This window comes from Candidatus Chromulinivorax destructor (assembly GCF_003366055.1).
In the GTDB taxonomy this organism is placed as follows: domain Bacteria; phylum Babelota; class Babeliae; order Babelales; family Chromulinivoraceae; genus Chromulinivorax; species Chromulinivorax destructor.
Genome location: NZ_CP025544.1, coordinates 165,971 through 182,713 on the forward strand (window position 1 = coordinate 165,971; position 16,743 = coordinate 182,713).

11 protein-coding genes are annotated in these 16,743 nt (G+C 36.7%); 5 read left to right on the forward strand and 6 right to left on the reverse strand.

Annotated elements, in window-relative coordinates:
• Positions 1–20 precede the first annotated feature (20 nt).
• The 5 genes from spoVG to C0J27_RS00800 form a co-directional block, all read right to left on the reverse strand.
• Positions 21–332, reverse strand: a complete 312-nt coding sequence (spoVG, locus tag C0J27_RS00780) for a septation regulator SpoVG (RefSeq protein WP_115585301.1) — start codon at positions 330–332, stop codon at positions 21–23.
• A gap of 131 nt (positions 333–463) precedes the next feature.
• Positions 464–1,387, reverse strand: coding sequence for a 16S rRNA (cytosine(1402)-N(4))-methyltransferase RsmH (gene rsmH, locus C0J27_RS00785; RefSeq protein ID WP_115585302.1), 924 nt, complete (start codon positions 1,385–1,387; stop codon positions 464–466).
• A 153-nt stretch (positions 1,388–1,540) separates the two neighbouring features.
• A complete protein-coding gene (locus tag C0J27_RS00790) occupies positions 1,541–2,929 on the reverse strand; it encodes a UDP-N-acetylmuramoyl-tripeptide--D-alanyl-D-alanine ligase (RefSeq protein ID WP_115585303.1) in 1,389 nt (462 codons plus the stop codon).
• A 122-nt stretch (positions 2,930–3,051) separates the two neighbouring features.
• The gene (locus tag C0J27_RS00795; RefSeq protein ID WP_115585304.1) at positions 3,052–5,481 is read right to left on the reverse strand and encodes an FtsK/SpoIIIE family DNA translocase; all 2,430 of its coding nucleotides are present in this window, start codon (positions 5,479–5,481) and stop codon (positions 3,052–3,054) included.
• A 389-nt stretch (positions 5,482–5,870) separates the two neighbouring features.
• Complete coding sequence (locus tag C0J27_RS00800; RefSeq protein ID WP_115585305.1) at positions 5,871–6,683, reverse strand: undecaprenyl-diphosphate phosphatase; 813 nt, start codon at positions 6,681–6,683, stop codon at positions 5,871–5,873.
• A gap of 286 nt (positions 6,684–6,969) precedes the next feature.
• Between C0J27_RS00800 and C0J27_RS00805 the strand changes: the two genes are divergently transcribed.
• The 5 genes from C0J27_RS00805 (at position 6,970) to C0J27_RS00825 (ending at position 15,352) form a co-directional block, all read left to right on the forward strand.
• Positions 6,970–7,800 (forward strand): ankyrin repeat domain-containing protein, encoded by an 831-nt coding sequence (locus C0J27_RS00805; RefSeq protein WP_115585306.1) that lies wholly within the window; start codon positions 6,970–6,972, stop codon positions 7,798–7,800.
• A gap of 115 nt (positions 7,801–7,915) precedes the next feature.
• Entirely contained in the window at positions 7,916–8,779 is an 864-nt protein-coding gene (locus C0J27_RS00810; RefSeq protein WP_162801702.1) for an ankyrin repeat domain-containing protein, read from the forward strand.
• 1,246 nt (positions 8,780–10,025) lie between these two features.
• Entirely contained in the window at positions 10,026–11,672 is a 1,647-nt protein-coding gene (locus tag C0J27_RS00815; protein ID WP_115585308.1) for a hypothetical protein, read from the forward strand.
• Positions 11,673–11,973: 301 nt separating this feature from the next.
• A complete protein-coding gene (locus tag C0J27_RS00820; RefSeq protein ID WP_115585309.1) occupies positions 11,974–13,596 on the forward strand; it encodes a hypothetical protein in 1,623 nt (540 codons plus the stop codon).
• Positions 13,597–13,735: 139 nt separating this feature from the next.
• Positions 13,736–15,352, forward strand: coding sequence for a hypothetical protein (locus C0J27_RS00825; protein WP_115585310.1), 1,617 nt, complete (start codon positions 13,736–13,738; stop codon positions 15,350–15,352).
• 73 nt (positions 15,353–15,425) lie between these two features.
• Here C0J27_RS00825 and C0J27_RS00830 read toward each other — a convergent pair whose 3' ends face one another.
• Positions 15,426–16,712 carry a hypothetical protein gene (locus tag C0J27_RS00830; RefSeq protein WP_115585311.1) on the reverse strand — a complete coding sequence of 429 codons (1,287 nt, stop codon included), beginning with the start codon at positions 16,710–16,712 and terminating at the stop codon, positions 15,426–15,428.
• Between the last annotated feature and the right edge of the window lie 31 nt (positions 16,713–16,743).

The window sequence follows — 16,743 nt, forward strand, 5'->3', positions numbered from 1 at the left end:
ACTAACTTTTTAATTTTCAATTACTCTCTGTCGTATGAACTATCTGCGCCTTCAAGAGCTTCTTCAGCTGTCATTGCTTCGCTTGCTGTTACTTCATACTCAGCAATAATACGATCTTCTATTTCAGTTCTAGTACCAGAATTAAGCGGATGGACAATATCTCTAAAACCATCTTTTCTACGACGTGAAGGCATAGAAACGAACAACCCTTTATCACCTTCGATTACTTTAAGATCGCGGATAATAAAACAATCATCAAAAACCATTGTTGCATATGCTTTTAATCTACCACTATCTTTTACAGGATAGACTTTTATTTCTGTGATTTCCATGGCTACAGTCCTTCAAATAAAGTGTTCTGTCGAAACGCTTAATATACTACTCTGAGTTTAATTTCAAAAAAATCTAGAATCATTAGTTCTTAACGTTAATAATAATACCCATAGATCATTCATTTGTCAAATTAAATATCAAAAATAATTGCACGTAATTTTGCACTGCGTGCAGAGCGATTAACAGCAAGCTCTTCTGCCGTTGCTGTACACACTTTTTGCGTTAAAACTTCAACTTTTACATGAATATTTTTTTTCAAATCTCTAAAATAATTTTTAACCAATCGATCTTCTAGTGAGTGAAAACTAATACAAACTAAGCGACTTTCATGCCCTAAAACTTTCACACTATTTGCTAAAAATGATTGAATGTTATCAAGCTCTTTATTTACATAGATTCTCAAAGCCTGAAAAACTTTTGTAGCAGGATGAATTTTGCTTTCTTTACTGCTTGGTACTACCGACTTAATCAGTTCAGCTAACTGTTTAGTTGTTCGAAACGGAGTTTTTAAGCGAGCTTCAACAATTGCACGCGCAATTCTATTGCCGTAGCGTTCTTGTCCGTAATCAAAAAATATTTTAGCAAGCTCTTTTTCGCTCATATTTTTAATAACTTCTTGCGCAGTTACTTTGTAAAATGATGACGACATACGCATGTCTAAAAATGCATCTTTATAAATTGATAAACCAGGTGTTGATGCGATTTGGATTTGCGATGTACCAAAATCGGCTAAAATACCATCAACTTTATGAACGCCAATTTTATTTAACGCACCATTTATACGAGAAAAATTTCCCCATACCGCAGTAAATCTGCCAGGAAACTCTTCTTCTATTTTTTTACCCGTTGTTTTAATAACTGACTCATCCCAATCCATACCAATAACTTTACAGTTTGGTTCTAAATTAAGAATCGCTCGAGTGTGACCACCACCACCAAGTGTTACGTCAACATATACTTTGCCTGGTTGTGGGGCAAGAAAATGTAAAACTTCGTCCATCAGGACGGGTTTGTGCAATGTTGGCTGTTTTTCTACTTTTTCAATGTCATTCATAATAAATATCTTTTAAAACCTAAAAACAAAATATATGTATCGTATGTAAAATGTGAGTATACCTAAAAAAGTTACGACCACTCTTACTTAATTTAAGCAAATAGTGGTCGTAAAGTCTATGAATAGATCATGCAAAAGCGTGAACTATGCTATTTATTTCATACCAAAAGCATCAACAACATTCTGTAATCCAACACCACGAGAAGCTTTCACAAATGTGATAGTCTTTTCATTCGTAAGTTGTGTAATTGTTGGTAAAGCTTGTTGCCAAGTTTCAAATATTTCAATATTCATGCCAAGTGGAGCTGTTTTTTTGATCCACTGTACCATAGAACCAATTAAAACAAGATGCTTAACACCAGAAATTTTACGTAAAAAACGGCCCATCTGACGATGCCAGAAAGCACTATCGTTACCAAGTTCTAACATATCACCTAAGACAAGCACTTTGTTCAAATCTGTTTCGTATGCATTAAACGCTAATAATCCAGCTTTTAAACTTTCAGGATTTGCGTTATAGCTGTCATTAATAATGATCCCATGCTCAGCTGTATGACAAAACTCAAAGCGACCTTGCACTGCAAGTGGCTTTTGAATTCCTGCAATTGCAACTTCTGTTGGAACATCAATCATGTGCGAAATAGCTATTGCAGCTAAAGCGTTATTAACAGAACCTTCATGAGAACCTTGCAACATAATAGAGAATTTCTTTTTGTAGACTTTAGCAACAAAAGAAATCACATTATTTTTAATCGTAATTTTACGAGCTTGAATCTGGTTACAAGTTTTTAGTCCAAATTTTAATACTGGGTATGGGTAGCTAATTGCTGCGATCGAATCTTGATCCCCATTAACAATCCCAATATTTTCAGCTGAAAAACAGCTAAAAATTGCGCGTTTTTCTGCAGCAACTTCTGCTAAAGAACCAAGTCCTTGCATGTGTGCATGGCCAATACCGGTAATTAATGCGTAGGTAGGACGAAGCATGTCAGCAATTTTACTCATTGCTCCACGTTCAGAAATACCAACTTCAAAAATAGCCGCTTTTAATCCTGGTCTCATTTTAAAAATATTTAACGCAACACCAATGATAGTATTTTGGTTACCATGAGAAACATAAAACGGTTCGCCTGATGTTCTTAAAATATTTGCAACCATCTCTTTTGTTGATGTTTTACCGACTGAACCAGTAATACCTACCACAGGATACGTAAACTTCGCACGCCACTCTTTTGCCATCGTTATCAGTGCAGCGAGTGTATCTTCTACGTATAAAATTTTTACAGAATTCAATGCGTTGCCATGCAATGCTTCAAGTTCTGCTCGCTTTGATGCTAACACAACTAGTCCAGAAGCTTTTTTAGCTAAAGCGTCTTTAATAAATTGGTGACCATCACACTGTTTGCCTGGCAATGCAACATAAATATCGCCTGCTTGCAATGTTCTTGTGTCAACTGAAAATGATGAATTTAAGCCAAAATCTCCATTAACCATTTGAACATTTGAAAGAGTATTTCTTACAAATTCGTTATCCAATTGCATCAATTTCTCCGGCTTTTTAAATTTATAAACTATAATATTTCGCAATCATCTACGCACAAAAAATGTACGTTTTTTGGGTTTTTGTCAAGTAATTTTAAAAAAATTACAAATATAAACTATTTCTAACGAACCACACGACGCGTTTTACCACCCTCTATCGACATAATGAGCCCTTTTGACTCAAGAATAGAAATAATTCGTGCCGAACGATTATATCCTATACGAAAACGTCGTTGCAACATAGAAATAGAAACTTCATCTAAATCTTTTAGTAATGTTAAAACTTCTTGATACAATTCATCATCTGCATCTAAAAGCTCATCTTCTGAGTTATTTGAAAACTGTTCAAACAGGTCTAAGTATTGCACCTTCTGTTGGGCTTTTATCTGCGCTACAACAGCATGAATTTCAGCATCAGAAACATACGCCCCATGCACACGAACAAGGTTTGACTTTGATGCGTCTAAAAACAACATATCGCCTCGTCCAAGAAGTTTTTCAGCACCTGATGCATCTAAAATAGTTCGCGAATCAATTTTAGAAGTTACTTTAAATGCAACCCTATTTGGAAAATTGACTTTAATCATACCTGTAATAACATCAACTGATGGTCGTTGTGTTGCAATAATCATATGAATACCTGCTGCCCGAGCCATTTGTGCAAGACGAGCAATCGAATCTTCAACTGCTTTTCCTGCGGTCATCATTAAATCTGCAAGCTCATCAATAATCACCACAATAAACGGCATCGGCTCCATATCTTTATTTGATTTTGCCGCAGCTTGGTAGTCGCCAAGGTTTCTTACCCCAAACGACGCCATAACTTTATACCGCTCTTCCATGGTCTGCACAACCCATTTTAACACAGGTATAGCTTTTTTAGTTTCGGTAACAATTGGAAATATTAAATGAGCAATGCCATCGTACGCGGCAAATTCTAATCGTTTAGGATCTATTATAATTAATTTTAGCTGATCTGGGCGCAAAGAGCAAAGTAATGATACTAACATTGCGTTTAAAGCTACCGATTTTCCTGAACCCGTTGACCCTGCGATCAGCAAGTGAGGCATCTTTGCAAGATCTGCAACAATGTTGTTACCAAGCGTATCTTGGCCATAAATCATCGGTAAAGAACCGGTATGTTTTTTAAATTCTGGTGAATCTAAAATCGTAGAAAATAACACATCTTGACGATGCGCATTAGCAACTTCAAAACCAACGACTGAACGCCCAGGAATCGGTGCTATAATTCTAATACTTAATGCTTTTAATGCCATTGCAAGATCATCTTCAAGCGATAAAATTCTACTGACTTTAACTTTAATATCTGGTTGGTATTCAAATAAAATCACGACAGGCCCTGCATGCATTGCAACAACAGTTCCTTTAATATCAAACTGTTCAAGCTTTTGTTCTAACAATTTTGCCTGCATTGCAAGCATTTCTTGTTGAGCTACCATAGCTTTTTGTTCTACTTTTTTACTTGGTAAAAAAGGCATGGTATAACCATCTTTTTTTGCTTCTGGAGCAACAGGCCGTTCAACAACTTTTTTTTCTATAATTTTTTCTTTTGCAGGAGCCTGCAACGGTAAATCAAACAATGTTTCTTGATGCTCACGCTGAAATTCTATGTTCTTTGCAACCATGGCTTCTTCAAGTTGCATGGTATGTACGTGCAAATCTTGATTAAAAGCCTTGCTTGCAGCATTTTGATCAAGAGCAACTCCTTGTATAGTATCTTTTTTTTGCTGACCATGACCAATATATTCATCCCAAAATAGATCATGTACAATAGTATCAATATCTTGATCAATATTTTTTTCGTACTCAAATTCAACAATTGATGTGTCGATTCGCTGCACAATTGCACCAGAAAATATTTCGTAGATTTTTTTAAGACATTGCAATGCGTAAGAACATACAGCCCCAATCATCTGTATTACATACAACATGATACGAGCTGGCAATTTTTCTGGGTCACAGATATAGACTACACATGCGTACATCGACTGAAGTGCAGGAATATAGGAACAACGAGTAATTAAAATGAGAGAACTAACCAGCAAACTCCAAACGATAATTGCCTGCGTTAACGGATCAAAATACCAAACTATTTTTTTGCTTATGTAATTACCAAGCATGCCACCTGGATACGTAAAATCATAGGAAACAACAGCATGAATTTGACATAATACCAAACATGATGCAAAAGCTGTTGCAACACCAAGCATACGATCCCACTCAGTTGCTATACTCATTTTTTTAGTAACTTGCATACCATAGTAAAAAATAATGGCATACATTAAAAATAATGGAAACACCAAAGAAGCTGATCCAAAAAAATAGATCATCAAAGATGCTGTATATGACCCAAGCATACCAAAAATATTATGGAATACCTGAGCCTTTGTGGTGTGATAAAACCATGATTGATCAGTTGGATTAAATGTTACTAACGATCCAAGTAAGAATAAATCTACACAACTGAGCAGTGCGATAATTCCATATTTTTTGACAACCATATACAGATAATCAGCCCAATTATAGTTCATACAGACCTCGCATTCATAATAACTTATTCATATAATCGTATATAATCTACGACTCATCACTTTTTTGTAAACATATTTTAAAAAACAGTGACCCTTGATTGCGTCAACCAAATTTTTATTTTAGAGATTTACCCTACGTTTTTTACAAAAACTCCGGGAATTTGCTGGCCGGTTGGCCTGATGCACTCTTTTTAAATCTTAGCCAGGTTTAATTTCTCAAAGTTTGCTTCGTTTCTTGCATAGATTGACGTAATTTTTCATTAAAAAAGCGTAACGTGGCCGCCGCCACGAATGTTTCCTGAGATGAGCAAAGCAATATTGTAGACTGACATACTTATATTAAATTTGGTTCACACAGCCTGAGCTTTCGTAAAATTACCACCCCCATATTATATCACTAATGCTAGAACAACAGGAATTATCATGTAGTAGCAAAACTTCCACAGCAGATTTTTTTCAATCATTACATGCACCCAACAAAATAGCCAATACGCTACAATTCCTGCAAGCGTCATGCAGATCAGCAAAGGCAATGTCATAATTTTCTGCAACAATCCTGCATCTACCAAAGCTTTTAAACCAAGTAAACTACCTGCAAAAATTAATGGCCACTGAATTAAAAATGAGAAAGCAAAGGCGTCATCATTTTTATAACCCAACCAACGTAAGGCGGTAAAAGTTGTACCAAATCGAGAAATTCCTGGTAGCAAAGCACAACCTTGGACTAACCCTAGTAATAAACCAGATCGAACATCCCAGATATCAATTTTTTTGCTGACAGGAGCATATGCTAATGAGTAAAGAGATAAGGCAGTGATGCTAAATCCACAAGCTAATGGGAGCTGAATAAGCTGATCTATTTTTATAACCCAACAAAAAAAAGTCATCGCATCAGCAGCAATTCCAAATAATAAAACTTTAGTAAAAATATGCTTCCATACTTTTCTATCAGCTAAAGCTGCAAGATGTACAGGCCGATCGATGACAAGCTTCCACCATATGGTAAAAAAATAGACTACAAATAAAAGAGCACTCACGCCTTGTAAAACATAATCAAAAGCCCAACTCTGTGCCATGACAACTTCGGGCATCTGCCAATTACATTTTTCTGCTATTTTGTGCATCAGTGCAACATGTCCAGAGCTACTGACAGGTAAAGTTTCAACAAGAACTTGAATCATCATCCAAAGATATAAAAACATAGTTTCCTTTGTGATATTTTATAAAATTTTAAAATTTCTATAGTTACCGTAATTTTTTAAAAAACGACAACTCATGCTTTTCTGGTTATTGTACCCATGATTGTCATAACCAACAAGTTCACCACGTATGAAATAAAGCGATTTGAATCCCATAAATCTAAACTGAACTAAATAATGCTGCTAAAAATCATCTATTACATCGAATTAAAATTCAAAAACAATTCTACCTGTGATATATTATGTATAATAAAAATTACTAACATCCCTCATATTAAGACCCTGCTTTATGAAAAATACACTTTTAACAATAGTCACTTTATTGTGCATGAACATTAATTATGCAGCTGAAACAGATTTTCAAAAATCAATTCCTCAATTTTTTAGAAATTATGCATATTTTGAGCATAATTTTCCTGAAAATAGTCATGCACAGTCTGAATATAAAAGAATTTTAAATACAATTGAACATCAAGATTTATCGCAAGACAATTTTTATAAATTTATTTTAAACTATAATGTGGAAAATTATACAACTGACAGAGATGCAAAATATCAAAACTGTTTATGCGAAAACAACCCGCCAAAAAATTGCTTTCAAGTCATGACAAGCACTATAGAAGATGCAATCACACAAAAAAACAAAAGAAGTTTATGGCTAAGCCCTGTTGAAAAAGCTATAGAAGAAAACAATTTAAAAAAATTAGCATGGCTGATAGCGATCAACATGCCTTTAAATGAAATGAACAATTTGAAAATGCTGCCTATACATCATGCCGTTATGAATGATGACACAACAGCTCTTGCAATGCTTCTTTCTGCTCAAGTTAACATCGATGCAGTTACTCAATCTGGTTTTACACCTCTGCATGTTGCATCTTATTATAATAAAATACCTGCAATGAAAATTCTGATCAATCAAGGTGCTTATATAAACGCAACTACCCGAGAAAAAAATACCCCTTTGCATTATGCCATGAAAAATAACCACCTAGAAGCTACAAAGTTATTACTTGCCTGTAACGCTCACATAAAACCTAACGCGCATGGTAAAACTCAAATTGATTATGCAGCAACTGATGAAATGATTGAAGTTTTTTCAGACTCTAAAAATGTATAATCAATACCAACTTAATTAAAAATGTACAACACCAAAAAAACTGCCTACACATTGGCATAATGTGCATTAATTCATTGTGAAAAAATAATAAATACCTATGAAAGTTTACCTATCTATGAAAAAAATAGCTTGTATCATCATCGCACTCATGGCTGAAGCAGCAATCTACTGTTCACAAACATCTACAACTATCCTTACAAAAGCTAACAATACGTTATGTGTTATACGTGCTACTCATAAACCTGACAGTTCAGTTGACATAACAATTAATGCACAACAAAATCTTCATGATTGCAAAAAATCTTTAGAAACTATGCATGACAACCTAGGCAATGACGACTCGTTTGATATCGATATAAAAATTGCTCATGATATACTGACTCATTGCTGTGATCAAGAAATAATCATGCAAGATAATGCACATGATGAAGTAATCAACCTAACCTTGCAAGGCAAACAAGAAGATTCTCATGAAAATCTCTTGTATAAAGCTATTGATGCTGATGATGCTCTTCAATTAAATAGTCTTTTAGATCAAAATGCTCATAGTAATATCAGTGATCTGTTAGATCGAGCTATGCTCAACAATAATTTACCAGCTTTTGATATACTTCTTACAAAAATACCAAGCCTGAATGATCATATCGATTATGGTCAAACTCTCATGCACAAGGCTATTTTTAGAAATCATATCGCTTGTTTATCTTTGCTTGTAAGCAAAGGAGCAAACGTAGATGCTACCGATAGCTATGGTTATACGCTGTTACAATCAGCTGTAAAAAACAATAATATTGCAGCTGCAACGTTACTGCTCATACATGGTGCTGATACTTTAATGAAAGATACATTTGGATCAACAGTTTTAGAGTATGAACAAACAGAAACTATGAAAAATTTAGTGACAACAATGAGCAATCCATTTTTGTCTAAGGCTTACGATCGTAGACCTATCGTACAAACGGTAGCTTATGTACTGTAAATAAATCCCTCATACGAAAACACATAAAGTTGCGGTCTATAGTTTTAATGTACTATAGGCCGCAACTTTATTTAAAATATATAATTGCTTGTACTAAAAAAATTCTTAAAGCAAAACCGCTGGTCAATTAAAAATATAATTTTAAAAAAACTTAATAGTATCTAGACTGTGTGAATAACAATACGATCCTACGATATCGCTGCGCTCATCTCCGGAAATATGGGTGGCGGCGGCCACGTTACGCTTTTCTAGTTTGAAAAATAGTGCATCATGCCCACTGGCCGACAAATTCCTGGAATTTTCACAGAAAATGTAAGGTAAAAAAATTGGTTCACAAAACCTAACGAAACTACCGTTCTTGTCCTTTGGAGATGACTTGAACCATACTTTATGCAAAGCATCAAAATGAGCGTAGCAATACCGGAGATTGTATACTTATTTTAAATTTGATTTATACAGTACAATACATGCGCACCATAACTTTAATACATACAATCACATGTACATAAAAAAGCGGATAAAGTCCGCAGACATCCCTTCTCTCGTTGTTGGTCAGGACATCGGTTGAAACTTTTTGACAACAATCTCATACATGCATACCACAAGCTACCTTCCTATAATCACATAAGCGGATAAGGCCCGCCGGCCTCCCCTTCCCCGTAGTCAGTCAGGACGTAGGGCATACAGATCAAATTCATCTCAACTACCAAACCTTCTTGATACCTCAATTACCGTAAAAAAATGCTGATTAATTTAAAATTTTATTTTATTTTTTAATATTTTTTTTATGAAATTATATCGACTTGATCACAAATCTCATCTTATTTTTTAATAATCTTGAGTGCCTGAAACCTTATTGGATAAACAGTTTTCTCAACACATGCACGCAATCAGATCATTGCTAAAAATAAAAATTCTTTACAAATGCATTTTGCGGTCTTTATAATAAATTTCAACGCTACAGATATAACAAAAAAAACAGATGAATAATTTAAGTTGCATTATTAGTTTCTTTGTTTTAAATTGTAGCACGAATGAAGAAATCGCAATAAAAAGTTTAAAAAATTAGGTAAAAAATAAATTAAAATATAACAAACATTCGGAAGGGGGATAGTCTTAAACAAGAAGCTGAAAATTAAATGTAAGCATGTTTTTTTCTATAGTTTTGCAACGGTAGAAAATAGTTTGATTATAAAAAATTAGAGTTAATAATCGTTCATATCGAACAAAAAAAGGGATTTACGATATGGTTAATAAATCAATGAAAAAACTTTTTGTAGGACTAGCTGTTCTTTCAACTGCAGCTTCATTACATTCAGAAGCTGTACAAAGTACAAGTAAAGGTTTCTTCCAACCGCGTGCTGCATCTGCTAACATCGCTCGTGAGATGTTGATGCAACCAAACGAACAAAAACATTCTGATGGATGGTATGGTAACTTCTCTGCAACTGGTTTTTACCAACGTGGATGGAATGACAATTCTGTAGATTCACAAAGCGATGCTGACAGTAATGTAAGCGGATTAGGCGCATTCCCATTCTGGTCAGGAACAAACACAATGGCTGTAGGTAACTCTGCTACAACAGCTGCTGGTATTGTTGCTGGAACACCTTCTGTTGATGGTTACCAATTCGGTTTAGGTACAACATCAACTGCTGGTTCAATCAATTTAAACCCAATCGTGTACCAAGCTGGTGCTGATTTTATGTTTATCGTAGGATCTGCTTCACACGAACCAGGCTTCTTGTTTAAAATCAAGGCTCCTATCGCTGTGTACAACATCAATCCTAACTTAACAGAAGTAGCTGCAACTCCTGCTGCTAACTATAACGAAGGTCAATTGAGCTTATCTACTACAGACGTAGCAATTCCAACTGGCGCAACAATGACACAAGCTTTAGCTGGTAACTTAGGTGATGCTCCTACGCTTGGTAACTACACTCCAATGCAATACGGTTTAGTTCAAGGCGATATTTCAACAGGCGCTAAGTTTGGTGATATCGAAATGACTGCTGGTTATAACTTTATCAGCAACGAAGATAGTTCATTCAGCGTTGCGCTACGTGCTTCTGCTCCTACAGGGAACAAAGCAACTGGTCAATACATGCTTGAACCAATCGTTGGTCGTGGTGGAAACTGGGGACTTGGTGGTTACACAGCTGCACACGTTAACCTATGGGAAGGCAGCAACGATAACAGATTGTCATTCAAAGTAATGGCTGATGTTATGCATTTATTTGGAACAGACACAGTTCGTTCATATGATCTAACAGAAAATGGCGGCGGTTCACGTTACCTATTAGTTGCTGATTACAATGCTGGTGTTTACCAAAACTCTATCCAAAACTTAATCAACGTAACAACATTAGCTTCTACTTCTTCATTTGGAGTTGAAGGTGACGTTGCTGTAGGTTTCAACTACACAGGCGGTGGATTCTCATTTGACTTAGGTTATGAATTCTTCGGTCGTTCAGCTGAAACTTTAGAAATCACTGGTGATTTCAATACAAGATATGCTGTTCTTGGGCATCAAGGTCCTGGTACAGCTACTGATGGTTCAGTTGCTTCATTCGCAGCTCAACCAGGTGCGACAATGAGAAATGCAGTAGCTCAAACAGATATAGTACAAACTGGAACTGTAGCTACAACTGCTGATGCTTTAGGTGATGCTCGTCTTACTGCTAACCAAGTATCTCTAGCTGACTTAAACGTAGAAGGCGCACAACAATCTGCATACCTAACAAGCAAAATATTTGCTAAAGTTGGTTATGAATTTGCACAAAACGATTACGTTCCTTTCGTTGGTGTAATGGGTGAATTTGAATTCAGCAACTCACTAAACAATGCTCTTCCTCAATGGAGCGTAGCTTTAGTTGGCGGCGTTTCTTTCTAACAATAGTTTAGTTCTATATCTATAAAAGAATATTGAGCTAAGGCCAGAAAACGATAATACTATGGAGATAAGGTGTAAAAACCTTATCTCCATTTTTACTTTCTACAGTTCTCCAGACAACGCTTGATAAATTTCTTCATCTTTTCATTGCAACTTTTCGACTATTTTTATAGATTACATGCAACAGAAAACTGCATTGCATGCGCTGCATCAAAAAAAAGGTAATTCCTTTTGAGTAAAATCAGTTGTAAATTTTTGAAAATTTGCCACGTCATATCAACATAAAAAAAGGAGTCGCGATATGGTATCAAAAACAATCAAAAACCTGTGCGTAGCAATCGCATTGTCAGTTCAGCTGCATCAGCTGCACGGCGATGCAACGTTAAGCACCAGTAAAGGTTTTATACAGCCTCGTCCATCATCGGGCAATATAGCTCGCGAGATGATGATGGAGTCTAACTATCGCCATACCGATTCTGGAAGTTGGTTTGGTGAATTTTCTGCAACCGGTTTTTATCAACGGTACTGGACGCAAGGTGACCAAGAAAATGGCCTTGGAGCCTTTCCATTCTGGTCTGGTAGCAACACCATGACGATTGGTAATAATGAACAAGTATCAACAACAACGCCAAGCACGTTGGCAAACGTTGATGCTTATCAGTTTGGCCTTGGTCAAGTTACACCAGGTGCAAATCCAGCAACGATCAATTTAAATCCAATATTTTACCAAGCTGGTACTGACTTTATGCTTATTATGGGCCAATCTGGGGTGAAATCAGGTTTTTATGCTAAAGCAAAAGTTCCACTTGCAATCACAGAAGTGACGTACCAATTAACAGAAAATAATCCACTGGTTGCAACTGACTATCCTGCTGGTGCGCTGAGCGTTTCTAACGCTACAGTTAATGAACCTGCAACAAGCATGTCGCAAGCATTCTTAGGTTTTAAAAATGAACAGTTTGCAGGCAACGGCGACTACACACCAATGCTTTTTGGATTAATTAATAATATATCGACTACCGTTATTCGTTTTGCAGATTTTGAATTAACTGCTGGGTACAACTGGATTTTTCATGAAAATAGTTCAGTCACCATTGCTGGCCGTATGTCCTGTCCATCAGGAAACAAAGCCGATGGTACCTATATGATCGAACCGATTGTTGGACGTGGCGGTAACTATGGTCTTGGTGGCTATGCTGCTGGTAACTTTCAGCTCTGGCATGGTGCGCACAACAACAAGTTAACCTGTAAGTTTATGGCTGATGTGTTGCATCTGTTTACCACAGAAACTACACGTTCGTACGATTTAGTATCTGCAGGACCAGGTTCACGTTACTTGCTTGTTGCAAACTATGCAAACGGTTCGTACCAGAACGAAATTCAAAACTTAATTAACCACACAACCCTGCTATCAAATTCTACTTTTGCAGCAGAAGTAGATATTGCTCTTGCACTCAACTACAGCTGTGGTCATGGTTGGTCATTTGACCTTGGGTATGAGTTTTATGGCCGATCAGCTGAAACGCTGGAAATCACTGGTAATTTTGCCAACCAAACCTACGCAATTTTAGGCCGTCAAGGTGTTGGGCAAATTGGTGCTGGTGCAACCCCAACAACGCTTGCTCAACCAACTGCTACCATCAGTTCATCGGTAGCGCGTCAAGATGTGGTGGGAGTACCATCTGCGCTTGTAGTTGATGCAACGATAGCAAGTAACAGAATCGCTGCTTCTGACCTTGATGTTGCTGCTGCTGCGCAGGCTGCTTACCTTACAAGCAAAGCGTTTACCAAGATTGCTTACGAATGGAACAATATCAATTATATTCCATTTTTTGGAATGATTGCTGAATGGGAATTTAGTACGTGCTTAAATAATGCTCTGCCACAATGGTCAATTGCTATTGTTGGTGGTACATCGTTTTAAGAATCAATACACCCTATGATTATATAAAAAATAGTCTGACCCTACGCTCGTTGTGATACCTATAAAATATAAAAACACTGCGTAGGGTTGCGTGAACCAAAATTTTACCATAATAAAAAACAAAAAAAGGATTGAGAACATGATACAAAAGTTTTTGCACAACGCACAAACAAACACAACTCGTGTGCAATACATGCTTGCAGGACTTGCACTGCTTGCAACATACGGCTTGTCTGCATCAGAGACAACCATATCAAATAACTTATTCTTACATCGTGCATTCTCGGCAAATATCGAACGAGAAATGATGATGGAAGGTCACATTACTAAAACTGATTTTGATGGATTCTACAGCTTTTTTGCTGCAACGGGAGCGTACCAACGTTCATGGAATCAAAACGGTGCAACAGGCATTGGTGCTTTACCATTTTGGTCAGGAACGAATGCAATGACGGTCGGGACAAACTTAAACGGTACAAGTCTTGATGCCTACCAGTTTGGTTTAGGAAACGTAACGTCAAACGGGCAAATCGAATTAAATCCAATAGTCTACCAAGGTGGTGCAGATTTCTTATTTTATGCAGGTGGCTCAACCAATGATCCAGGATTTTTTATTAAGTTAAAAGCTCCACTTGGTATGATTGGTATTAACCCTCAATTAACCGAAGTAACGACTGCAACAGCAGCACCGTACGTAGCTGGTGCAATTCAACCATCAACAACAACTGGCTACCAGCCGTCAACAACGATGACACAAGCTTTTGCAGGAGCATCAAACACCACCGATTCTGGTGACTTTAAGGTCATGGAATACGGATTAATCGATGGCTTACAATCATCGGGCGCTAAATTTGGTGACTTTGAAATGACACTTGGGTACAACTTGATTTGTGATGAAGAACATCTGTTTGGGTTTGGTCTGCGTGCATCTGGCCCATCTGGCAATAAACCACTTGGTATCTATGCGCTTGAACCGATCTTTGGCCGTGGAAGCAGCTGGGGTATTGGTGGCTATCTTGTCGGTGGTATAAAAGTATGGGAAAACCATGAAAATAAATATTTTGCTATCAATGTGATGGGGACGATCTTACACCTTGTCAACAGCAACACGGTTCGTTCATACGACTTAGAACTCAATGGACCAGGTTCTAAATATTTATTAGTTGCCGATTACAACGCAAACATATACCAAGGAACGATCCAAAACTTGATCAACCTTTCTACCCTTGATTCTACGTCATCATTTGGTGCTGAAGGTAACGCTGCAATTGAGTTTCAATACGTTTCTAACGGATGGGAAGTTGACCTTGGGTACGCATTCTGGGGAAGAACACAAGAACATTTAACGATTACGCAAGAATTTGACCAAAACCGTTATGCAATTTTAGGCCGTCAATCAGTCGGTGCTTTTAATGGCAGTGGCGCGGCAACCCCTTCGACCCTGTCACAACCATCAGCAAGGATTAATTCATCACTTCCAGCAGTTGCTGAGAATGGTAATGATGGTGCAACTGCACTAATATTACCTGCAACTGTCCCTGCAAACCGTATCGCTGGTAACTCAGCTTTTAACATTGCAGCAGCAGAGCAACAAGCTGCTTCAACCAGTAAAGTATTTACCAAGGCTGCTTACTCATGGCTTGATATGTCGATGAGCCCGTACGTGGGATTACTTGGAGAGTTTGAAATCAGCACAAGCCAAAACAATGCATTGTCTCAATGGTCAATTGCAGTTGTTGGTGGACTGTATTTTTAACAATAGTGTATATTTGTTAAGATGAAAGAGGCCGGGAAATTCCCGGCCTCTTTCATCTTTTATTATCGAACTATTATTTCTGTCCAGGCATTGTATATTTGCCAATAGGTTTTAAAGCTCCACTTGTTGATTCAATAGGAGTTGAAGGTCTTTTAATGTCTTCAGATTTTAATGATCCAGTAGAAGTCTGAGTAAATAAATTCTCTGGTGATGATTGCGACACACTTGCTGATAAAGACTCATCACCATAATTTTCATACGCTGATCCTGTAGGTTTTTGATTAGCTCTCATTTCAGGACTTGTTACGACAACTGGATTTGATGTCAACCTGCTGATCGTTCCCATAGGATCTTGTAAAAAATCGGCAATTGCTTTGGCAAAACTCTCAATTCCTTTAGAAAGCTCAGATGTCAACCATTCTACTACTGTTGCTTTTTGCGCATCAGTAGCACTTTTTGGCAATGTTTTTTCGACTAAAGGCTTTATTTGTGTAGGATCTTTTTCAAGTCTTTTAGCTGTTGCTTGAGGTGTTTCTTGAGATGATTGATCTCTTGTTGCTTCAACTTCAGTACTATCTTTTTCAGAATTCAATCCATTTTTTTCCTGCACGTCTGAAGTTTTAATTTCACCTTGAACTTTTTTAAGATCTCTCTGTGCTTGTATTTCATCATCCCTTTTTTTCTCAGCTTCTTTATATTCTGCTGTAGTATTTCCGTCTCTATCATAATTAGCTGGGTCATATGTTGCATCATATTCCTTAAATAATGAATTTCCAAATCTTCCAGCATATTTATCATAAGATCGAGTTAGTGATTTTTTTGTAGTCTCTAAAACTTGACCACCGTCATCAACTGTAACTGAATAAGATGTTCCATCTTTTCTTTTTAATGTAAAATATGTCTTTTCTCCGCTAGTAAAGGATGTAACAGAATCTCCATCTTGAGGATCTAAATTAAAAGCATCAGCAACACTCTTAACAAAATCAGGGTCCTTCACATTTCCATTACGATCTAATTTTGTTGTGTATGATTTCTCTCCAGATTTAGTTGATGCATCTTTTGAACTATTTAAATCAAATGAACCATTCTGTAAATCACTCTGTTTTTTTGTTTTTCCATTCGCATCTGCTGATTTATTTTCTTTTCCACCTTTTGATTCTTTTGACGAATTTTTTGACTGCTTAGCAGCATTTTCTTGTACATCTTTAGATACAGATTGTCGACCCGTCTCACCTTTTGTACCTTTTTCAGGCTCTGTTTTTTCAATTTTGCCTGGTTCCGACGCTTCTGGTAGTGCATACATCGTTGATCCTGCATTAACTGCAAGCAATGTACACAACGTAATCATAATTTTCTTCATGGGGATTCTCCTTTTTACAACATTTCTAAAA

Coding starts and splice junctions, on each gene's coding strand:
- C0J27_RS00810 (WP_162801702.1), top strand. CDS start 7,916: ATGAAAAAAATAGCTTGTATCATCATCGCACTCATGGCTGAAGCAGCA.
- C0J27_RS00805 (WP_115585306.1), top strand. CDS start 6,970: ATGAAAAATACACTTTTAACAATAGTCACTTTATTGTGCATGAACATT.
- C0J27_RS00795 (WP_115585304.1), bottom strand. CDS start 5,481: ATGAACTATAATTGGGCTGATTATCTGTATATGGTTGTCAAAAAATAT.
- C0J27_RS00830 (WP_115585311.1), bottom strand. CDS start 16,712: ATGAAGAAAATTATGATTACGTTGTGTACATTGCTTGCAGTTAATGCA.
- C0J27_RS00790 (WP_115585303.1), bottom strand. CDS start 2,929: ATGCAATTGGATAACGAATTTGTAAGAAATACTCTTTCAAATGTTCAA.
- C0J27_RS00820 (WP_115585309.1), top strand. CDS start 11,974: ATGGTATCAAAAACAATCAAAAACCTGTGCGTAGCAATCGCATTGTCA.
- rsmH (WP_115585302.1), bottom strand. CDS start 1,387: ATGAATGACATTGAAAAAGTAGAAAAACAGCCAACATTGCACAAACCC.
- C0J27_RS00800 (WP_115585305.1), bottom strand. CDS start 6,683: ATGTTTTTATATCTTTGGATGATGATTCAAGTTCTTGTTGAAACTTTA.
- spoVG (WP_115585301.1), bottom strand. CDS start 332: ATGGAAATCACAGAAATAAAAGTCTATCCTGTAAAAGATAGTGGTAGA.
- C0J27_RS00825 (WP_115585310.1), top strand. CDS start 13,736: ATGATACAAAAGTTTTTGCACAACGCACAAACAAACACAACTCGTGTG.
- C0J27_RS00815 (WP_115585308.1), top strand. CDS start 10,026: ATGGTTAATAAATCAATGAAAAAACTTTTTGTAGGACTAGCTGTTCTT.